Source organism: Pseudomonas sp. CCI3.1, from assembly GCF_034313985.1.
GTDB lineage: Bacteria > Pseudomonadota > Gammaproteobacteria > Pseudomonadales > Pseudomonadaceae > Aquipseudomonas > Aquipseudomonas psychrophila.
On record NZ_JAVIWO010000001.1, the window covers coordinates 2,226,944 to 2,246,869 of the forward strand.

Annotated in this window: 17 protein-coding genes; 7 read left to right on the forward strand and 10 right to left on the reverse strand. The window is 58.7% G+C overall.

Annotation, left to right across the window (positions count from 1 at the left end):
- Positions 1 to 21 precede the first annotated feature (21 nt).
- From tldD to mreB, 8 genes are all read right to left on the reverse strand, one after another.
- On the reverse strand, positions 22 to 1,464 hold the full coding sequence (gene tldD, locus RGV06_RS10270; RefSeq protein ID WP_019825054.1) for a metalloprotease TldD: 1,443 nt from the start codon (positions 1,462 to 1,464) through the stop codon (positions 22 to 24).
- 105 nt (positions 1,465 to 1,569) lie between these two features.
- Positions 1,570 to 2,397, reverse strand: coding sequence for a carbon-nitrogen hydrolase family protein (locus tag RGV06_RS10275; RefSeq protein ID WP_019825056.1), 828 nt, complete (start codon positions 2,395 to 2,397; stop codon positions 1,570 to 1,572).
- A 12-nt stretch (positions 2,398 to 2,409) separates the two neighbouring features.
- Positions 2,410 to 6,222 carry a YhdP family protein gene (locus tag RGV06_RS10280; protein ID WP_322149936.1) on the reverse strand — a complete coding sequence of 1,271 codons (3,813 nt, stop codon included), beginning with the start codon at positions 6,220 to 6,222 and terminating at the stop codon, positions 2,410 to 2,412.
- A gap of 75 nt (positions 6,223 to 6,297) precedes the next feature.
- Positions 6,298 to 7,755, reverse strand: coding sequence for a ribonuclease G (gene rng, locus RGV06_RS10285; protein ID WP_019825058.1), 1,458 nt, complete (start codon positions 7,753 to 7,755; stop codon positions 6,298 to 6,300).
- Between the two features lie 56 nt (positions 7,756 to 7,811).
- A complete protein-coding gene (locus RGV06_RS10290; protein WP_019825059.1) occupies positions 7,812 to 8,417 on the reverse strand; it encodes a Maf family protein in 606 nt (201 codons plus the stop codon).
- Positions 8,418 to 8,468: 51 nt separating this feature from the next.
- Positions 8,469 to 8,957 (reverse strand): rod shape-determining protein MreD, encoded by a 489-nt coding sequence (gene mreD / locus RGV06_RS10295; RefSeq protein WP_019825061.1) that lies wholly within the window; start codon positions 8,955 to 8,957, stop codon positions 8,469 to 8,471.
- A complete protein-coding gene (gene mreC / locus RGV06_RS10300) occupies positions 8,957 to 10,042 on the reverse strand; it encodes a rod shape-determining protein MreC (RefSeq protein WP_082113370.1) in 1,086 nt (361 codons plus the stop codon). The genes mreD and mreC overlap by 1 nt, the downstream gene beginning before the upstream one ends.
- Before the next feature lie 143 nt (positions 10,043 to 10,185).
- A complete protein-coding gene (mreB, locus tag RGV06_RS10305; RefSeq protein WP_003439856.1) occupies positions 10,186 to 11,223 on the reverse strand; it encodes a rod shape-determining protein MreB in 1,038 nt (345 codons plus the stop codon).
- A 210-nt stretch (positions 11,224 to 11,433) separates the two neighbouring features.
- On the opposite strand from mreB, the gene gatC reads away from it, so the two are divergent.
- From gatC to RGV06_RS10330, 5 genes are all read left to right on the forward strand, one after another.
- Positions 11,434 to 11,721: an Asp-tRNA(Asn)/Glu-tRNA(Gln) amidotransferase subunit GatC gene (gene gatC / locus RGV06_RS10310; protein WP_019825066.1), complete on the forward strand. Its 288-nt coding sequence runs from the start codon at positions 11,434 to 11,436 to the stop codon at positions 11,719 to 11,721.
- Between the two features lie 15 nt (positions 11,722 to 11,736).
- Positions 11,737 to 13,188: an Asp-tRNA(Asn)/Glu-tRNA(Gln) amidotransferase subunit GatA gene (gene gatA / locus RGV06_RS10315; protein ID WP_019825067.1), complete on the forward strand. Its 1,452-nt coding sequence runs from the start codon at positions 11,737 to 11,739 to the stop codon at positions 13,186 to 13,188.
- A gap of 10 nt (positions 13,189 to 13,198) precedes the next feature.
- The gene (gatB, locus tag RGV06_RS10320; protein WP_019825069.1) at positions 13,199 to 14,644 is read left to right on the forward strand and encodes an Asp-tRNA(Asn)/Glu-tRNA(Gln) amidotransferase subunit GatB; all 1,446 of its coding nucleotides are present in this window, start codon (positions 13,199 to 13,201) and stop codon (positions 14,642 to 14,644) included.
- Positions 14,645 to 14,782: 138 nt separating this feature from the next.
- Positions 14,783 to 15,154, forward strand: coding sequence for a septal ring lytic transglycosylase RlpA family protein (locus tag RGV06_RS10325; protein WP_019825071.1), 372 nt, complete (start codon positions 14,783 to 14,785; stop codon positions 15,152 to 15,154).
- Positions 15,155 to 15,204: 50 nt separating this feature from the next.
- Positions 15,205 to 16,245, forward strand: a complete 1,041-nt coding sequence (locus RGV06_RS10330; RefSeq protein ID WP_046809111.1) for a calcium/sodium antiporter — start codon at positions 15,205 to 15,207, stop codon at positions 16,243 to 16,245.
- An 11-nt stretch (positions 16,246 to 16,256) separates the two neighbouring features.
- Here the strand turns inward: RGV06_RS10330 and RGV06_RS10335 are convergent, their stop codons facing one another.
- Both RGV06_RS10335 and RGV06_RS10340 read right to left on the reverse strand, forming a co-directional pair.
- Positions 16,257 to 17,198: an AEC family transporter gene (locus RGV06_RS10335; RefSeq protein WP_019825075.1), complete on the reverse strand. Its 942-nt coding sequence runs from the start codon at positions 17,196 to 17,198 to the stop codon at positions 16,257 to 16,259.
- A gap of 65 nt (positions 17,199 to 17,263) precedes the next feature.
- Positions 17,264 to 17,821 carry a hypoxanthine-guanine phosphoribosyltransferase gene (locus RGV06_RS10340; RefSeq protein ID WP_019825077.1) on the reverse strand — a complete coding sequence of 186 codons (558 nt, stop codon included), beginning with the start codon at positions 17,819 to 17,821 and terminating at the stop codon, positions 17,264 to 17,266.
- A 165-nt stretch (positions 17,822 to 17,986) separates the two neighbouring features.
- Between RGV06_RS10340 and upp the strand changes: the two genes are divergently transcribed.
- Together upp and RGV06_RS10350 are read left to right on the forward strand one after the other, a co-directional pair.
- Positions 17,987 to 18,625, forward strand: coding sequence for a uracil phosphoribosyltransferase (gene upp, locus RGV06_RS10345; protein WP_019825079.1), 639 nt, complete (start codon positions 17,987 to 17,989; stop codon positions 18,623 to 18,625).
- Between the two features lies 1 nt (position 18,626).
- Positions 18,627 to 19,901 (forward strand): uracil-xanthine permease family protein, encoded by a 1,275-nt coding sequence (locus RGV06_RS10350; RefSeq protein WP_019825081.1) that lies wholly within the window; start codon positions 18,627 to 18,629, stop codon positions 19,899 to 19,901.
- The last annotated feature ends 25 nt before the right edge of the window (positions 19,902 to 19,926 follow it).

Consider the following 19,926-nt stretch of genomic DNA (forward strand, 5'->3'; position numbering starts at 1 on the left):
CAGCCTTCCGGGCAACTTCCATCAACCGCCCGTACCGCCCACTGTAATCGCGTCAATTTTCAACGTTGGCTGCCCAACGCCGACCGGCACCGACTGCCCGTCCTTGCCACATGTGCCCACGCCGCTGTCCAGCGACAGATCGTTACCGACCATCGACACCTTGCTCATTGCTTCCGGCCCGTTGCCAATCAGGGTCGCGCCTTTGACTGGGCGAGTGATTTTGCCGTCTTCGATCAAGTAGGCCTCGCTGGTGGAGAACACAAACTTGCCGCTGGTGATATCGACCTGACCACCGCCCAGATTGGCGCAGTAGATGCCCTTTTTCACCGACGCAATAATTTCAGCCGGATCGCTTTCACCGCCCAACATGTAAGTGTTGGTCATGCGTGGCATCGGCAGGTGGGCATAAGACTCGCGACGGCCGTTGCCGGTGCGGGCCACGCCCATCAGGCGGGCATTGAGCTTGTCTTGCATATAGCCCTTGAGCACGCCGTTTTCGATCAGCGTGGTGCACTCGGTCGGGGTGCCTTCGTCATCCACGCTGAGCGAGCCACGACGACCGGCCAGGGTGCCGTCATCGACGATGGTGCACAGCTTGGAGGCAACCATTTCACCCATGCGGCCGCTGTAGGCCGAACTGCCCTTGCGGTTGAAGTCGCCTTCCAGGCCATGGCCCACGGCTTCGTGCAGCAGTACGCCCGACCAGCCTGAACCAAGGACCACCGGGAACGTGCCCGCCGGTGCCGGTACGGCTTCAAGGTTGACCAATGCCTGACGCAGCGCCTCGCGGGCATAGCCCATGGCACGGTCGTCGGTGAGGAAATAACGGTAGTCGGTGCGTCCGCCACCGCCATGGCCACCGCGTTCGCGACGGCCATTTTGCTCGACGATGACACTGACGTTGAAACGTACCAGCGGACGAATATCTGCCGCCAGGCCACCGTCAGTGGACGCCACCAGAATCCGCTCCCAAACCCCGGCCATGCTCACGGTAACCTGCTGAATCCGCGGATCAAGAGCGCGGGTAGCAGCATCGATACGCTTGAGCAGCTCGACTTTTTCTGCGCGGCTGATGACTTCGAGCGGGTTATCCGGGCCGTACAACTGGGCCACGTCCTGAGTGGTGAACGCCTGCACCGTGCCGTTTTGTCCGGCCCGGGAGATCGATCGCGCAGCGCGTGCGGCCAGGCCCAGCGCTTCCAGGGTGATGGCGTTGCTGTATGCAAAACCGGTCTTCTCGCCAGACTGAGCGCGTACGCCCACGCCCTGATCGAGATTGAAGCTGCCTTCTTTGACGATGCCGTCTTCGAGTGCCCATGACTCGGAAATCTGGCCCTGAAAATACAGGTCTGCCGCGTCGATGCCCGGTCCGGCCAGGTCGCCCAATACGCTTTGCAGGCTTTCGATGGTGACACCGCCCGGTGCCAACAGGTGTTCGCTGACTGAGGTCAACAACTCGCTCATATTCACTCCGTCTTGGCCCCTGCTTCAGCATCTTTGAGTGCTGAACACACGGACCTGAAAATTAGTCCTGCCTGGATCTGTGGGAGCAAAAAAAACCGCTCCCACCTAAATCAAATGGGTGTTAAACCGCCGATGGCTCACCACCGGCATGCGCGCTCTGATATCGGCTTGCTCACCCGCATCGCGGCGGGCCAGCAATACGCCCTCGCCTTGTGCCTGCTCGGCCAGCACCCGCCCCCAGGGGTCGATAATGGCAGCATGCCCGTATGTCTCGCGAGGGCCCGGATGAACGCCGCCCTGGGCCGCTGCAAGCACGTAGCACTGGGTTTCGATGGCACGGGCACGAATCAGGATGTCCCAATGCGCGGCCCCGGTTACGGCAGTGAATGCCGACGGTGCGGTAATCAGTTCGGCACCAGCGGCTCGAAGCTCACTGTACAACTCCGGGAAGCGCAGGTCATAACATACGGTCAGGCCCAGCTTGCCGACCGGGGTATCAACTACCACCACGCGTTTACCATGAGCATAGTCATCGGATTCACGGTAGCGACCACGATTGTCTGACACATCGACGTCGAACAAATGCAATTTGTCGTAACGTGCCACAGGTTCGCCGTCGGCGTTGATCAGCAGCGAACAGGCGTTAACCTTGCCCTCAGGCTGCCCTTCGGGTGGCAGGGGTAAAGTCCCTGCAACTATCCATAAGTTGAGGTCGCGAGCAGCCTGTTTCAACCATGGCAGGACAGGACCTTCGCCCAATGCCTCGGCACGACCGATATCGGCAATATCGCGACGGCCCATGGCCGCAAAATTCTCGGGCAACACGGCCAGTTGTGCACCACCGCGCGCAGCCTCTTCCAGCAGGCGCCGAGCCTGAGCCAGGTTGGTCAGAACATCGCTCTGACTGACCATTTGAATAACGGCTAACGACATCGCGGCGCGCTCCTAGTTTTTCTCAAAAGGCTTGTCGAAGGTAATCTTGGGATCATTCCACTGGCCTTGAATGCTGTACTGCACGCTGGCGAATCGCGACACCTGATCACCAATCAGCTTGTTGAGCAAGAACATAGCCCCACCCGCTGCCGGCCCACCCACCAACAATGCGGCAAGGGGCAGGTTGTTGGTCACTGGTAACGTCACCAGCAACTTGGCATTGACCTGGTCAGTGATCATATTCAACGTGCCATTAAGCTCCAGGTTGGTGGACGGCCCGGTCATCCGGATCGGCTTGCTGGTGGTGTAGACGCCGCTGCTGGCATTGAGCACGCCCTTGACCCGGTCATAACTCAGCCCCTTGCCGAACAGGTCGGAGAAGTCCAGGCGCAGTCGACGGCCAATGGCATTGAAGTTCAGAAGGCCAAAAATGCGCAGTACTTGGGCGCTGCCATCGACCTCCACAAACTGGCCTTTATTGAGCGAAGCGTCCAGGGTGCCGGAGAAGCGCTTGAGACCGATCCAGGCAGGTGAACCGGGCCAGTTACCATCTATGTCGACGTGAAAGTTGTCGCTGGTCACGCTCGGCGCAAAGCCCCAGCTCTTGAGTACATCGGCCAAATTCCCTCCGCCCAGACGGCCCTGATACCAGCTCTTGCTGTTACCGGCGACGCCTTCCCAGCCGCCGGCGCCTTCGAGCAGCATGCCCTTGAGCCCAAGGTTCAAGTTGCTCAGGCTGATGCCCCGACTGGTGGGCCGCACCTTGAGTGACCAGGCGCCGAGCAGGTCTGGCCCCTGGTAGAGCTGACGAATAATGATGTCCAGTGCCGGAATTTTTCGCGGATCAACCGTGGCCAGTGGGTCGGGGGCATTTTCGTCAGCCACGGCCTTTGGATCGGGAGCAGGCAATCTGATGCTCTGCATCGTGACCACAATCGGGGCGTTTTTGGCATCCGGCAAAGTCACTGCACCGATGGCCTGTTTACTGTCGATTTGCAGCGCCCAGGATGCCGCGTTGCGCTTCATGACCAGGCGAGCCTTGTCCAGCTGGGTGCCGAAGGCAATCAACTTGCCGACTTTAAAGTCCGCACTGCTGAGCATTTGTTTGGCACTGCCCCCCGGATCCTTGCCTGCATAGCGCTCGACCAGCGCCTGCCACGGGGCCACGTCCAGTTCCGACAGTACGCCACGAATTCTCAGGCCTTTGGTCGCAGGCAATATCGGATCGCCATCACCCAGAAACAGCTCACCGCGTCCGTCTTCAAACTTGCCGTTGGGAGCGGCAAAGGTCAGGTTGGCGAGGTCACCGTAATCAAACCAGTAACGACGCTCGGCACCTTGCAGGGTCATGCGAAACACACTGTTGCGGCTTTCATTGGCTGCCAGACCAAAAGGCGCAGGCAAGTCCACCACTGCGCCTTTGAGACTGGAGCTGACGCGTAGCTGGCTGTCGGCGCCGTCCAGGGTGAGTTGCAATTGATAGGGCAAGTCACCCGTCACCGGGATCGGCTGATTGAACTTGAGCCAGTCCGTGAGCTTTTTGACCCCCACTTGACCGCTGGCCACGACCCGGGTGCTGAGGCGGCCGGGCTTGCCGTCGGCAAAAATCTGCGCCGTAACCGGACGATCAAAAGCACGGGCGCTGATGCCCTTACCGGTCAGTCCCTTGGAACTGTCAAAGCGAAAGCTGCCTTTGAGCTGAGTCAGTTCAAACTCGGGATCGCTGATTTTCAGGCGCGCCTTATCGGTGTTGAAATCCACCAGAATTTTAGGCTCAACGCCTTTCTCCAGAGGGATATCCAGGTCGACGCGGCCTTTGAGCGAGCCCTCTCCCTGCCAGCCAGCAAAAGTTTCAGCGGTGCCAATGGGCGCCTCCTGAAGAATTTTCAGGCCGTCACCCAGCCCGCCCTCAAAGTCGCCGTCCAAAAACAGATGGCTGACCTTACCGCTGGGTACATGGGGAATTCTGACCGCAACGTTACGAACCTGAGTGTCGAGCAACTGGCCCTTGCTGGCCATGATGCGTACGCCACTGTCTTCGATAAACACATCACCCGAGACGTTACGCACATGGGGCCAGCCGGGCTGGAACGCCAGTTCGGCGCCATGCACTTTAAAAAACAGGCTGATATTGCGCGCAGCCGCAACGGCATCGTGGCTCAGAGAACCTTGGTACTGGAAGAAGCCCTCTTCGACCGCGCCCTTTATGATTGCCGTACTCAACCATTCGGTCAGTGCCGGGCTCAACACTTCGGGCAGGTATTTGGGGGTGAAACTGCCATCACCCTCCGTGAGGCCGACCCTCAGGTCCATGTAGTCTTCTTGGGAATGGTCGAGGTGGATACGGATCAAAAAGTCCGCCGCGATCTTGCCCTCTTCGCCCAGCACTTTGATGTACGGCGCGATCAGGGTGAAGCTGTCCTTGTTCAACGTCCAGGTCAGCAAGGCGTTGGCTTGCTGGTACTGCCAGGGTTTGGCGAAGATCGGGTCCAGATGCAGCATGAAATCCTTGCTGTCGAGCCGCAGTTCGCCCTTGCCCAGGTCGCCGCTGATCAAGCCGCTGACATTGCGTGCAGCCGGGGCGCCGTGGGTAGCGTTAAAGCCGACCTGCTCCAGATTCGCCGCGAAGCTGAGTTTTTGATCATCGCTCGCCTGTGGGCGGTAATCAGCCAGCACATTGCGCAGCGTACCCGTGACCTTGAGTTGGTCAATAACCTTGGCCACACCGTCCGGCCAGGGTGCCAGGGAGTCGAGCAATGGCGTGATCGGGGTCAGGTCCAGGCGGTCGGCCTGTAAATGCCAGCGCTCCTGCTCCTTGTCGGAGGCCGCAAACTGCTGCAGTTGCAGGCGGGTTTCCCAGCGGGTCTTGTCCAAATTCATGGCCAATGAATCGAGCACCACATTGAAACCTTGCTTACCCCGTTCGGCCCAGGCATGCAGGGCCAGGTTCTCGATGGTTTCAGGTTTGCGGTCGGCGTAGGCACCTTTCAGTTTTGGCGCATTCAAACGCGCTACCGCGCTCTGTACCGAGCCCTGGCCCCAGTTGAACCAGAGTTCGCCGCCCGCCTTCAGCTCAGAGACTTTCCAGGGTGCAATCAGTGAGGCTGGCAGCCATTTGGCCCAATCACTTTGCGGCAGGCTCACGTAGGCCTGGGCCGCGCCATCACGCCAGCGACTGGCCTGGACCTGGGTCTTGAGGCTCAGCGCGACTGGCTGGCCATCGGGCAGGGTCAGGCGCGCATCGAGACGCTGATCCGAGGGGCCAACGTCCAGCGTAAGCCCTACATAGGTCAGGGTCAGCGGAGCTTGTTTATAGGGTTCAAGGGTCACCTGGCTGTCGAGCACCGACAACTGCGCCACGTGCTGCAACTGCTTGAGCAACTGCTCGGGATCCAGCGGCTGATCATCCTGCACTGGCAGCCCTTCAAGGCTCCAGTGACCACTCTCGTCCTGGCGCAGGCTCAGTTGCAGGCCGTTGAGTTGTACGCGGGCGATGCGGATGTCACGGTTCAACAGGCTGGCCCACACGTCGGGCACCACCTGCACTTCATCCAGACGCAGGGCACTGTTGCCCTCGCCGATCATCACGTCGTGTGCCAGCAACACCGGCGCCATGACACTCCAGCGGCCTTCAAGGCTACCGATGGTCAATGGCATCCCCAAAGTTTCGCGGGCCTTGTTCTGCACTTCTACGCGGTATTCAGCAATCAGGGGGGTGAGTTCTCGGCCCAGGCTGACGTACAGCGCCGTCAGCACCAAAACCAGGGCGCACAGACCCAACCCCCAACGGGTCAGCGCGGCAAAAAAGCGTGTCAGACGCTCCATGTCATGTGGCCCCTTCAGTAGTAATCGAAGGGGCCGGATTCAGCCCCTTTAAAACGCTATATGACGCCTGATACTTCAGAGCAGCACCACGTCGTATTGTTCCTGGGAATACATGGTTTCGACCTGAAAACGAATCGTACGCCCGATAAACCCTTCAAGCTCAGCAACGTTACCCGACTCTTCGTCCAGCAAACGATCGACCACTTTCTGGTTGGCCAGTACCCGATAACCCGTTGCCTGATAGGCACGCGCCTCGCGCAGGATTTCACGGAAGATTTCATAGCAGATGGTTTCAGGGGTTTTCAACTTGCCACGGCCCTGACAGCACACACACGGCTCGCACAAGACCTGTTCCAGGCTCTCACGGGTGCGTTTGCGGGTCATCTGCACCAGGCCCAGCTCGGTAATCCCGATGATGTTGGTTTTGGCGTGATCACGTTCGAGCTGTTTTTCGAGGGTGCGCAACACCTGGCGCTGATGCTCTTCATCTTCCATGTCGATGAAGTCGATAATGATGATCCCGCCCAGATTACGCAGGCGCAGTTGCCGGGCAATGGCGGTGGCCGCTTCGAGGTTGGTCTTGAAGATGGTTTCTTCAAGGTTTCGATGGCCCACGAACGCACCGGTATTGACGTCAATGGTGGTCATGGCTTCAGCAGGATCGACCACCAGATAACCGCCGGACTTGAGCGGCACCTTTCGGTCCAGGGCTTTCTGGATCTCGTCTTCGACACCATACAAATCAAAAATCGGCCGCTCGCCCGGATAATGCTCAAGGCGGTCGGCAATTTCCGGCATCAGCTCGGCAACAAACTGCGTGGTTTTCTGGAAGGTCTCGCGCGAGTCAATACGGATTTTCTCGATCTTGGGGCTCACGAGGTCTCGCAGTGTGCGCAGTGCCAGCCCCAAGTCCTCGTAGATCACCGTCGGCGCGCCAACGGTTTTGATCTGAGCTTCGATCTGGTCCCACAAGCGGCGCAGGTATCGAATGTCCATCAGGATTTCATCCGCCCCGGCACCCTCGGCCGCCGTACGCAGGATAAAACCACCGGTTTCCTTGATGCCTTCTTTGGCAACGCAGTCGCTGACCACCTGTTTGAGGCGCTCACGCTCGGCTTCGTCTTCGATCTTCAGCGAAATGCCGACATGGGCAGTGCGCGGCATGTACACCAGGTAGCGTGACGGAATCGACAGCTGAGTGGTTAGACGCGCACCTTTGGAAGCAATCGGGTCTTTGGTGACTTGCACCACCAGGCTCTGGCCTTCGTGCACCAGTGTGCTGATGCTTTCGACGGCCTGGCCTTCGCGCAGGGAAATTTCTGAAGCATGGATAAAAGCAGCGCGATCCAGACCGATATCAACAAAGGCGGCCTGCATGCCGGGTAAAACCCTGACAATCTTGCCCTTGTAGATATTGCCCACAATACCCCGGCGCTGGGTACGTTCGACATGCACCTCTTGCAGAACACCGTTCTCTACCACCGCCACGCGCGATTCCATCGGCGTGATGTTGATCAGGATCTCTTCACTCATGGCTGGGTCTCGTTCAGGCGTCATCACAGTAGTGCCACGTCTCGTAGGTGCGGTATTCAGCGCACGGTAAGGTTTTGCCAACAGGGTATGCCGAAATGCCCGAGCAGTTCTGCGGTTTCGCACACAGGCAGGCCCACAACGGCAGAATAACTGCCATTGAGCCCCGCCACGAACACCGCGGCCAACCCCTGAATGGCGTAACCACCGGCTTTATCCTGCGGTTCACCACTGGCCCAATACAGTTTGGCTTCTTGTTTGCTGATGTGTCGAAAGCGCACGCGGCTGCTGACCACTCGGGTTTCACAGCGATCGGCGTCGATGATTGCGATGGAGGTCAACACTTCATGCTCCCGACCAGACAGCGCCATGAGCATAGCCAAGGCATCGGCCTCGTCGACCGGCTTGCCAAGAATGCAGTCATCAAGAACCACGGCAGTGTCGGCGCCCAGCACGCAAAACGCGCTGTCCGGCAGTGTGGTCAGCAGTTGTTGGCGACCAGCCCGGGCCTTTTCGCGCGCCAGGCGCTCGACATAGGCCACAGGGGGCTCATTCTGGAGGGGAGTTTCATCAATGGCCGCGCTGACCGTTTTGAACGGCACGCCGATTTGAGTCAGTAGTTCTCGTCGGCGTGGTGAGCCAGAGGCCAGATAAAGCGAAGTCATCAAGACATCTCCCTGTCGAAGTGCACAAACCAGGAAATGGCTCGTATCCCGTTAATTGATTTTAAAACGTCGGCACAGCCCACGAAGCCCGTAACTGATCCAGGGCCACAACAAGGCGCTGACCAACGCGGGCAACACCAGCGCCAGGGTTGGCTGACGGTTCCCGGTCAATGCACTGAGCCACAACTGGGCAAGCTGGGCCAGACCGAAAATCACCAGAAGCACCAGGCATTGCTGCCACATCGGGAACACCCGCAGGCGTTGCTGAAGTGACAACACCAAGAAGGTGATCAGTGTCAGGGTCAGGGCGTTCTGCCCCAACAACGTGCCGTACAGCACGTCTTCGGCCAGGCCCAGGCAAAACGCAGTAACCATACCCACTTTATGCGGCATGTATAAAGCCCAAAAGGCCAACAACAGGGCCAGCCAGAGCGGGCGCAGGATTTCCATGAATTGCGGCATCGGTGAAATGCTGAGCAACAAGCCGATGGCAAACGTCAGCCAGATCAGCCAGCCATTGCTCGAACGCGTATTCGCCATTATTGCCTCTCCCGTGTAGTGGCCGGCACAGCGGCAGGCGTCCTGGCTGCGGCGGGGGTTGCAACTGGCGCAGGTTTTTTCACGGCCTTGGGATCGGTGACCACAGCCGCTGGTGCGGCGGGTGCAGCGGCCGGTGCAACGGGTACTGCGGTCGATGCAGGCAGGGCCGGCTTGGGCACCGTCGTCGGAACGATCGCGGGCGCTTCACCGCTTTGCTCAGCTTCCTGGGCCTGGGCCGCATCGTTGGCCCGCTCTTCAGGGGTTCGACTATCGCTGAACACCAGTAGCAGGTAGCGACTGCGATTTAATGCCGCCGTGGGAACCGCACGCACAATGGCAAAAGGCTGACCCGAGTCGTGGATCACTTCTTTGACCGTAGCCACCGGATAACCGGCCGGGAAACGCTGCCCCAGGCCCGAACTGACCAGCAGGTCGCCCACTTTGATGTCCGCAGTGTCGGCCACATGACGCAATTCCAGACGCTCGGGGTTGCCCGTACCGCTGGCAATCGCACGCAGGCCATTACGGTTTACCTGCACCGGAATGCTGTGGGTGGTATCGGTGAGCAACAGTACACGGGAGGTGTAGGGCATCAACTCAACCACCTGCCCCATCAAGCCCCGTGCGTCGAGCACAGGCTGACCCAGCACCACGCCGTCGCGCTCACCCTTGTTGATGATGATGCGATGGGTAAAGGGGTTAGGGTCCATGCCGATCAACTCGGCCACTTCCACCTTTTCATTGACCAGCGCAGAGGAGTTCAACAACTCGCGCAGGCGAACGTTCTGCTCGGTCAAGGCGGCCAGCTTTTGCATGCGGCCTTGAAGCAGAAGGTTTTCGGTTTTGAGTTTCTCGTTTTCAGCCACAAGCTCGGTACGGCTGCCGAACTGACTGGCCACGCCCTGCCACAATCGCTGCGGCAAATCGGTGATCCAGTAGGACTGCATCAGCACCAGCGACATTTGACTGCGCACAGGCTTGAGCAACGTGAAGCGAGCGTCCACTACCATCAGCGTGACGGATAGCACGACCAGCACCAGAAAGCGCACGCCCAATGACGGGCCTTTGGAAAAGAGCGGTTTAATAGGCCGCTCCTCCCGGGCAAGTGTTCAATTTATTCATACGGCTTCAAGCGGCCTGGATGAAGATTGACAGAAGATAAACGCCAAAAGGCAGCACTGCAAAGTGCTACCTTCTGGTGATAACCAAAGGACTGCACCACGCGATCTTATTCGCTGGAGAGCAGGTCCATTGTGTGTTTATCCATCATTTCCAGCGCACGGCCACCGCCACGCGCAACGCAGGTCAGCGGGTCTTCGGCAACAATCACCGGCAGACCGGTTTCCTGTGCCAGCAGCTTGTCGAGGTCACGCAGCAAGGCGCCACCACCGGTCAGTACCAGACCACGCTCGGCGATATCCGAAGCCAGCTCTGGCGGAGACTGCTCCAGCGCGCTTTTCACTGCCTGAACGATGGTTGCCAGCGACTCTTGCAGAGCCTCAAGCACTTCATTGGAGTTCAAGGTGAAGGCACGAGGAACACCTTCTGCCAGGTTACGGCCGCGTACGTCGACTTCACGTACTTCGCCACCCGGGAAGGCAGTACCGATTTCAGTCTTGATGCGCTCGGCCGTCGATTCACCAATCAGGCTGCCGTAGTTACGACGCACATAAGTGATGATCGCTTCGTCGAAACGGTCGCCGCCAACCCTTACGGATTCGGCATAAACCACACCATTCAGGGAGATCAGCGCGATTTCAGTGGTACCACCACCGATATCGACAACCATCGAGCCGCGAGCTTCTTCAACCGGCAGGCCAGCACCGATGGCAGCAGCCATTGGCTCTTCGATCAGGAACACTTCACGGGCGCCCGCGCCGAGTGCCGATTCACGAATGGCGCGACGCTCTACCTGAGTCGACTTGCAAGGGACACAGATCAGTACGCGAGGGCTAGGTTGCAGGAAGCTGTTTTCATGCACCTTGTTGATGAAGTACTGCAGCATTTTTTCGCAAACGCTGAAATCGGCAATAACGCCGTCCTTCATCGGACGAATGGCAGCAATGTTGCCCGGTGTACGGCCGAGCATACGCTTGGCCTCGGTGCCAACGGCAACGACACTTTTCTGGTTACCGTGTGTCCGAATAGCCACAACCGATGGCTCATTCAGGACGATACCGCGCTCACGCACGTAAATAAGGGTGTTGGCAGTGCCCAGGTCGATGGAAAGATCGCTGGAAAACATGCCACGCAGTTTCTTGAACATGGGAAAGGGACCCTAGGCAACGCGTGGGTAAAAAAGTGCGGCAAACTCTAACAACGACAGGGATTTTGGGCAAGGCGCCAATATGTTAAATTGGGCGCTTTTCTGAGCACCAACTCCCACAATCGCGGCCATATGACCGTAGAAATGCGGTAGTGTTCCGACAATCTAACACACGGATAGCATCCGTCCTGTTTTCCACTGGAGAATCCCATGGCGCTAGACCGCTCCGACGTGGAAAAAATCGCTCATTTGGCCCGTCTTGGCCTCAATGATGCCGATATTCCACGCACCACCGAAGCCCTTAACAGCATTTTGGGGCTGATTGATCAGATGCAGGCTGTCGACACTACAGGTATCGAGCCAATGGCTCACCCCCTGGAAGCCAGCCAGCGCTTGCGTGCAGACGTCGTGACTGAAAGCAATCATCGCGAGGCTTATCAGTCCATCGCTCCAGCGGTCGAAAACGGCCTCTATCTGGTTCCGAAAGTCATCGAGTAAAGGGAAAGAGCCTGCATGCATCAATTGACTCTGGCCGAGATCGCCCGCGGACTCGCCGATAAAAAGTTTTCTTCCGAAGAGCTGACCAAGACCCTGCTGGCGCGTATCGCCCAGCTCGATCCTCAGCTCAACAGTTTCATCACCCTCACCGAAGACCTTGCTCTAGAGCAGGCCAAGGCTGCCGACGTACGTCGCGCCAACGGTGAAACCGGTGCCCTGCTGGGCGCACCGATCGGTCACAAGGACCTGTTCTGCACCCTGGGCGTACGCACCAGCTGCGGTTCCAAAATGCTCGACAACTTCAAGGCTCCCTACGACGCCACTGTCGTTGCCAAGCTGGCGGCTGCAGGCGCTGTGTCCCTGGGCAAGACCAACATGGACGAATTCGCCATGGGGTCGGCCAACGAGTCGAGCTACTACGGCGCAGTTAAAAACCCGTGGAATCTTGAGCACGTACCGGGTGGTTCGTCGGGCGGTTCTGCCGCTGCTGTTGCCGCTCGCCTGCTCCCTGCAGCAACAGGCACCGACACGGGCGGATCTATCCGACAGCCGGCAGCCCTGACCAACCTTACCGGCCTGAAACCGACATACGGTCGTGTTTCGCGCTGGGGCATGATCGCTTACGCCTCCAGCCTCGATCAGGGCGGCCCATTGGCGCGCACTGCCGAAGACTGCGCCATCCTGCTGCAAGGCATGGCCGGCTTCGACCCGCAAGACTCCACCAGCATCGACGAACCCGTACCGGACTTCAGCGCCAACCTTAATGGTTCGCTGCAAGGCCTGCGCATCGGCGTGCCAAAAGAGTTCTTCAGCGAAGGTCTCGACGCGCGCATTGCAGAGCTGGTTCACAACAGCATCAAGGCACTTGAAAAGCTCGGTGCCGTGATCAAACCCATCAGCCTGCCGAACATGCAGCACGCCATTCCGGCGTACTACGTGATCGCGCCAGCAGAGGCTTCGTCCAACCTGTCGCGTTTTGACGGTGTGCGCTTCGGCCATCGCTGCGAAGACCCGAAAGACCTCACTGACCTGTACAAGCGCTCGCGCGCCGAAGGCTTTGGCCCGGAAGTACAGCGCCGGATTCTGGTCGGTGCCTACGCCCTGTCGGCGGGTTACTACGACGCTTACTACCTGCAAGCGCAAAAAATCCGCCGCCTGATCAAAAATGACTTCATGACCGCATTCAACGAAGTCGACATCATCCTCGGTCCAACCACGCCTAACCCGGCCTGGAAAATCGGCGCTAAAAACAGCGACCCGGTTTCTGCCTATCTGGAAGACGTCTATACCATTACCGCCAACCTCGCAGGTCTGCCAGGCCTGTCGATGCCAGCCGGTTTTGTCGATGGCTTGCCCGTAGGCGTGCAGTTGCTTGCGCCTTATTTCCAGGAAGGCCGCCTGCTCAACGTCGCTCACCAGTATCAGCTCAACACTGACTGGCACACGCGCTCACCTGCCGGCTTCTGAGGAGAAACATATGCAATGGGAAGTTGTGATCGGGCTGGAAATTCACTCCCAGCTCGCCACCCAATCAAAGATTTTCTCCGGTAGCGCCACCACCTTTGGCGCAGAACCGAACACCCAGGCAAGCCTGGTTGACCTGGGCATGCCCGGCGTACTGCCCGTACTGAACCAGGAAGCCGTGCGTATGGCGGTCATGTTCGGTGTAGCCGTTGATGCCGAAATCGTTCAGCACAACGTGTTTGCCCGTAAGAACTACTTCTACCCGGACCTGCCCAAGGGCTACCAGATCAGCCAGATGGAACTGCCAATTGTCGGCAAGGGCCACCTGGACATCACCCTGGAAGATGGCACCGTAAAACGTGTCGGCATCACCCGTGCCCACCTGGAAGAAGACGCCGGCAAAAGCCTGCACGAAGACTTTAGCGGCTCCACCGGCATCGACCTGAACCGTGCTGGCACACCGTTGCTTGAAATCGTTTCCGAACCGGACATGCGCAGTGCCAAAGAGGCCGTGGCCTACGTCAAGGCGATGCACGCGCTGGTGCGTTACTTGGGTATTTGCGACGGCAACATGGCTGAAGGCTCCCTGCGTTGCGATTGCAACGTATCGATTCGCCCGGTCGGCCAGGCCGAGTTCGGTACTCGCTGCGAGATCAAGAACGTCAACTCGTTCCGTTTTATCGAGAAGGCGATCAACAGCGAAATCCAACGCCAGATCGAGCTGATCGAAGACGGCGGCAAGGTCATTCAACAGACCCGCCTGTACGATCCGAACAAGGACGAAACCCGCGCCATGCGCAGCAAGGAGGAAGCCAACGACTACCGTTACTTCCCCGACCCTGACCTGCTGCCGGTGGTGATCGAAGATTCGTTTATCGAAGACGTGCGCGCCACCCTGCCGGAACTGCCGCCGCAAAAGCGCGAACGCTTCCAGTCGCAATTCGGCCTATCGGCCTACGACGCCAGCGTCCTGGCCTCGAGCCGCGAGCAAGCGGACTACTTCGAAAAAGTCGTGAGCATCAGTGGCGACGCCAAGCTGGCAGCCAACTGGGTGATGGTCGAGTTGGGCAGCCTGCTCAACAAACAAGGCCTGGACATCGACCAGTCACCGGTCACCGCTGACCAACTGGGCGGCATGCTGCAGCGCATCAAGGACAACACTATCTCCGGCAAAATTGCCAAGGTTGTGCTCGAAGCGATGGCCAATGGTGAAGGCAGTGCAGACGAGGTCATCGAGAAGCGCGGCCTCAAGCAAGTGACCGACAGCGGCGCCATTGAAAAGGTGCTGGATGAAGTACTGGCGGCGAACGCTGAGCAAGTCGAGCAGTACCGTGCGGCAGACGAAGCCAAGCGCGGCAAGATGTTCGGCTTCTTTGTGGGCCAGGCGATGAAAGCCTCCAAAGGCAAAGCCAACCCGCAACAGGTCAACGAGCTGCTCAAAAGCAAACTCGAAGGCTAAACCACTCAACTGTGGGAGCGGGCTTGCTCGCGATGAGATCGATGCGGACCTTACAGAAACACCGCGCCGCCCGCATCGCGAGCAAGCCCGCTCCCACAGGGTTTTGTGGTTTTTTTCCCGCAACATAAGGACTACCCCATGAAGCGGCTACTCGGCGCCTGCGCCCTGCTCGGCTTGCTCGCTGGCTGTGCCAGCCATGACATAGACCCTCGTGGCTATGACAAAACAGGCATAGCCTCTTATTACGGTGCTCGCCATCACGGCAAGCGAACCGCCAGCGGTGAACCTTTCGACCAGAATGCCCTTACCGCCGCCCACCCCGCCCTGCCATTCGGGACGCGGGTACTGGTCACCAATCTGAGCAACGACAAATCTGTTGTGGTACGCATCAATGATCGCGGACCGCACACACGCGGGCGTTTGATTGATGTTTCGCGCAAGGCCGCCCAGCAGCTGGGTATGCTGCGCACCGGCACCGCCAAGGTCCGGGTTCAGGGCTTGGGTGATTAAATGAGGGAGTTGCCGCCATTTTGGGCTTAAGCGCGCTATCACCATGGAACCTGCTGCAATTGCTCTGCGGCCTCGTCATGCTGATTGCTGGGGCCGAATTGCTGGTGCGTTGCGCCGTGCGCATGGCCGCCAACATGAAAGTGCGCCCGTTGCTGATCGGCTTGACCGTGGTCGCACTGGGCAGCAGTGCCCCGCAGATGACCGTCAGCCTGCAGGCCGCGCTCAATGACACCTCGGACATAGCCGTGGGCAGTGTGATCGGCAGCAATATTTTCAACATCCTGGTCACCCTGGGGCTTTCGGCGCTGATCATACCCCTGCGCGTATCCCGCCAACTGGTGCGCCTGGACATCCCCCTGATGATCCTCGCAAGCGCCCTGGTGTTTGCCCTGGCACTGAACAAACAGCTCGATCGCATGGACGGAGCTGTCCTGTTGTGCGGCCTGTTGGTCTACCTGGCCCTGCTTCTGCGCCAATCACGTCACAGCGGCCATCATCACAACAGCCATGAGCACCCGCCTACCCCCTGGCTGCACAACATCCTGTTAATGCTGGCGGCCCTGATCCTGCTCGGGGCTGCAGGGCACCTGCTACTGGGCGCGGCAGTCACGGTTGCCACGGAACTGGGACTGTCGGAGCGGATTATCGGGCTGACTATCATTGCGGTCAGCACCTCACTACCGGAACTGGCCACCTCCTTGATCGCAGCATTTCGCGGGCAGCGTGAAATCGCTGTCGGCAATGTGATTGGCAGTAATGTCTTCAGCCTGTTGGGGGTACTGGGCCTGACCGCACTGATAGCTCCGGCGCCCTTGTCAGTCTCCCCCAATGCCCTGGCGTTCGACTTGCCGGTAATGCTGGGTGTTGCGGCGCTGTGCCTGCCCGTGTTCTACACGGGCTACCGTGTGACCCGAGGTGAGGGCTTGCTGTTTCTGGGGCTGTACCTGGCCTATGGGCTGCACGTGGTGTCCTTCACAACCGGCATGCCTTTGGCCGGCAAGCTTGAACACCTGATGCTGTATTTTATCTTGCCGGCGCTGCTGGTGTTCCTGCTGTTCAGTACCTTGCGCGCCTGGCGCCGACAGCACTGAGCCTGCAGTCGCTAAATCCAGCCGCCCCACTGCAACACAAAAATCCCGATATTGGTCGTGATGGCGGCCATCAACGTGGTGATCACGATAATTGCGGCCGCCAGTTCGTGATTACCGTTGGCCGCCCGCGCCATGACATAACTGGCAGCGGCCGTCGGGCTGGCAAAATAAAGAAACAAAATCCCCAATTCCGGCCCGCGAAAGCCACAAAACCAGGCCCCCAGGGTGGCCAGCAACGGCATGCTGACCATTTTCACCAGGCTGGCGCTCAGTGCCATATCGCCACTTTTGCGCAAACTTGCCAGCGACAGTGTGCCGCCGATACAGATCAGCGCCAGCGGCAAGGTCATCGCCGCCAGGTAGCCACCCGATGCGAGCAACCAGCCGGGCAAACCAATCTTGAAGACGGCAAAAGGGACCGCCGCCAGTACGCTGATGATCAGCGGGTTCTTGACCACACTCTTACAAATACTCCACGGGTCGGACTTGATCACCGGGCTGTATACCGCCAAGACGATGGTCGACAAGGTGTTGTAGAGCAGAATCACCAGACCGGCGAGTACCGCGCCCAGAGAAATCCCGTAGTCGCCGTACATGCTGGCCGCCAGGGCCAGGCCAACAACCCCGTTGTTCCCGCGAAACGCGCCCTGGGTGTAGATCCCGCGATCCACACGGGGGCAACGCCAGATCGCCCATCCCCAGGCAAGCGCAAAGCTTGCAAGGGTCGCCACGACAAAATAACCCAGCACCTTGGGCTGCAAGGCCGCTCTGAGATCGGCATGCAAAATACCCAGAAACAACAACGTCGGCATGGTGACGTTAAACACCAGTGCCGACGCTGTGTGGATAAAGTTGTCATTGATCCAGCCCACGCGCTTGAGCACCACGCCTAGAAAAAGCATGGCAAATACGGGAGCGGTTATCGTGAGCGTCTGAAGGAAAATAGCCAGCATGTCAGCACACTCATTGAGGTATAGCCGGGCTGAAGCTTTCTGAAAGAAAGCTTCAGCGTCCTTTCTTACATACCTTTAACGGCATAAATGCCGGCGGCATTACGCCAGTAACCTTTGTAATCCATACCATAACCGAAGATGTAACGGTCAATGCACGGCAAGCCTACGTAGTTAGCCTTGAGGTCCGGACGTGCCTTGCGGTCGTGGTCCTTGTCGATCAATACCGCGGTGTGCACCTGACGGGCACCGGCGTGTTTGCAGAACTCTACGATCGCGCTAAGGGTGTGGCCCTCGTCGAGGATGTCGTCGATGATCAACACGTGGCGGTCGATGAACGATACTTCTGGCTTGGCTTTCCAGAACAGGTCGCCGCCAGTGGTCTCATTGCGGTAGCGCGTAGCGTGCAGGTACGACGCCTCAAGCGGGAACTTGAGATGGGTGAGCAACTTGCCGGAAAAAATCAGGCCGCCGTTCATCACACAAAATACCACTGGATTAGTCTCGGCCATTTCTGCCGTGATGTGCGCACCAACGCGGGCAATTGCCGCCTCGACTTCAGCTTCGGTGTACAGGCAGTCAGCCTCTCGCATGATTTGACGGATATGCTCGAGATCAGCAGACATGACGCTCTCCAGGGGGGGTTGTGCAAGAAAAGCGGGCAAAGGTACGCATCCGCATGGCTCAGATCAAGCATTTATGGACTAACGTGCAGTAATGTCTGTAGGACATCACCCCGGATTAGATTAATCTAGGCCGGTTTTTTTGCCTGCCCCCCGGAGTTTTTCCCTATGCCTATCCGTGAGATACGCCATCCGCTAATCCGTCATAAACTCGGCCTCATGCGTCGCGCTGACATTAGCACGAAGAATTTCCGAGAGCTCGCCCAGGAAGTCGGCGCTTTGCTGACCTACGAAGCTACCAGTGACCTGACTCTCGAAACCTACGAGATCGAAGGCTGGAGCGGCTCGGTTCAAGTTGAAAAAATTGCCGGTAAGAAAATTACCGTCGTTCCCATCCTGCGCGCCGGTATCGGCATGCTGGAAGGCGTTCTGAGCCTGATCCCGGGCGCCAAAGTCAGCGCTGTCGGCGTTGCCCGTAACGAAGAAACCCTGCAGGCCCATACCTACCTGGAAAAACTCGTACCGGAAATCGACGAGCGTCTGGCGATGATTATCGACCCGATGCTGGCAACTGGCTCTTCAATGGTTGCCACTATTGATCTGCTGAAAAAAGCCGGTTGCAAGGAAATCCGCGCCATGGTGCTGGTTGCCGCCCCTGAAGGCATTGCTGCTGTAGAAGCGGCCCACCCCGACGTGATCATCTACACGGCCTCGATCGATGAGCGCCTGGACGAGCACGGCTACATCATTCCGGGCCTGGGCGATGCCGGCGACAAGATCTTCGGCACCAAGCAAAAGGACGCATAACATGCAGGACGAGTTCAACGACCCGCTCTGGCGCCAGATAATTTCTGGCGCGCAGATGCTCTTCGTGGCGTTTGGCGCGTTGGTGTTGATGCCGTTGATTACAGGCCTCGACCCTAACGTTGCGCTGTTCACGGCGGGTCTCGGGACTCTGCTGTTCCAGATCGTGACCCGGCGCCAAGTGCCGGTCTTTCTGGCTTCGAGTTTCGCTTTCATTACCCCGATCATTCTCGCCAAGGGGCAGTTCGGCCTGGCCGCGACCATGGGCGGCGTCATGGCAGCCGGTTTCGTGTACACCTTTCTCGGTTTCGCGGTAAAGCTAAAGGGCACCGGTTTTATCGACCGCCTTCTGCCACCTGTGGTGATCGGCCCGGTGATTATCTCGATTGGCCTGGCAATGGCACCCATTGCTGCGCACATGGCCATGGGCCGCGCTGAAGATGGCTCCGAGCTGATTCACTATCAAACCGCCATGATGATTTCGATGCCAGCGCTGCTGACCACATTGATCGTGGCTGTATTCGGCAAAGGGATTTTCCGTCTGGTGCCCATCATCGCCGGCGTGCTGGTAGGTTTTGGCATGGCGTTCTACTTCGGCGTCGTCGACACCGCCAAAATCGCCGCTGCGCCGTGGTTCGCCATGCCGCACTTCACGGCCCCCGAGTTCAACTGGCAGGCGATTCTGTTTATCGTCCCGGTAGCCCTTGCTCCGGCCATTGAACATATCGGCGGCGTGATTGCCGTAGGCAGCGTGACGGGTCGCGACTACCTGAAGAAGCCGGGTCTGCACCGCACGCTGTTCGGTGACGGCATTGCCACCACCGCAGCTGGTTTGCTGGGTGGACCACCCAACACCACCTACGCCGAAGTGACTGGCGCAGTGATGCTGACCAAGAACTACAACCCGAAAATCATGACCTGGGCGGCGATCTTCGCCATCAGCCTGGCGTTTGTCGGCAAGTTCGGCGCACTGCTGCAAAGCATTCCGGTCCCCGTAATGGGCGGAATTCTGTGCCTGTTGTTCGGTTCAATTGCAGCCGTGGGCATGAACACCCTGATCCGCCACCAGGTCGACCTGAGCGAGGCACGCAACCTGGTGATCGTATCGGTGACGTTGGTGTTCGGGATTGGCGGTGTGCTGATCGGGACGGGGATGGGGCCTGAAGATTTCGGTCTGAAAGGCATCGCGCTGTGCGCCATTGTGGCCATTGCGCTGAACCTGATCCTGCCGGGCAATGACAGCTGGAAACACAAGAAAGGTGACGGGCCCGTTATCTGACCTGTAATCCGTGTGGGAGCGAGCA

What these genes read in the sequence shown, in the direction of transcription:
- upp (WP_019825079.1), top strand. Translation starts at nt 17,987, where the DNA reads ATGCCTATCCGTGAGATACGCCATCCGCTAATCCGTCATAAACTCGGC.
- tldD (WP_019825054.1), bottom strand. Translation starts at nt 1,464, where the DNA reads ATGAGCGAGTTGTTGACCTCAGTCAGCGAACACCTGTTGGCACCGGGC.
- mreB (WP_003439856.1), bottom strand. Translation starts at nt 11,223, where the DNA reads ATGTTCAAGAAACTGCGTGGCATGTTTTCCAGCGATCTTTCCATCGAC.
- RGV06_RS10335 (WP_019825075.1), bottom strand. Translation starts at nt 17,198, where the DNA reads ATGCTGGCTATTTTCCTTCAGACGCTCACGATAACCGCTCCCGTATTT.
- mreD (WP_019825061.1), bottom strand. Translation starts at nt 8,957, where the DNA reads ATGGCGAATACGCGTTCGAGCAATGGCTGGCTGATCTGGCTGACGTTT.
- gatC (WP_019825066.1), top strand. Translation starts at nt 11,434, where the DNA reads ATGGCGCTAGACCGCTCCGACGTGGAAAAAATCGCTCATTTGGCCCGT.
- RGV06_RS10340 (WP_019825077.1), bottom strand. Translation starts at nt 17,821, where the DNA reads ATGTCTGCTGATCTCGAGCATATCCGTCAAATCATGCGAGAGGCTGAC.
- rng (WP_019825058.1), bottom strand. Translation starts at nt 7,755, where the DNA reads ATGAGTGAAGAGATCCTGATCAACATCACGCCGATGGAATCGCGCGTG.
- RGV06_RS10350 (WP_019825081.1), top strand. Translation starts at nt 18,627, where the DNA reads ATGCAGGACGAGTTCAACGACCCGCTCTGGCGCCAGATAATTTCTGGC.
- RGV06_RS10275 (WP_019825056.1), bottom strand. Translation starts at nt 2,397, where the DNA reads ATGTCGTTAGCCGTTATTCAAATGGTCAGTCAGAGCGATGTTCTGACC.
- RGV06_RS10290 (WP_019825059.1), bottom strand. Translation starts at nt 8,417, where the DNA reads ATGACTTCGCTTTATCTGGCCTCTGGCTCACCACGCCGACGAGAACTA.
- gatB (WP_019825069.1), top strand. Translation starts at nt 13,199, where the DNA reads ATGCAATGGGAAGTTGTGATCGGGCTGGAAATTCACTCCCAGCTCGCC.
- RGV06_RS10280 (WP_322149936.1), bottom strand. Translation starts at nt 6,222, where the DNA reads ATGGAGCGTCTGACACGCTTTTTTGCCGCGCTGACCCGTTGGGGGTTG.
- RGV06_RS10325 (WP_019825071.1), top strand. Translation starts at nt 14,783, where the DNA reads ATGAAGCGGCTACTCGGCGCCTGCGCCCTGCTCGGCTTGCTCGCTGGC.
- gatA (WP_019825067.1), top strand. Translation starts at nt 11,737, where the DNA reads ATGCATCAATTGACTCTGGCCGAGATCGCCCGCGGACTCGCCGATAAA.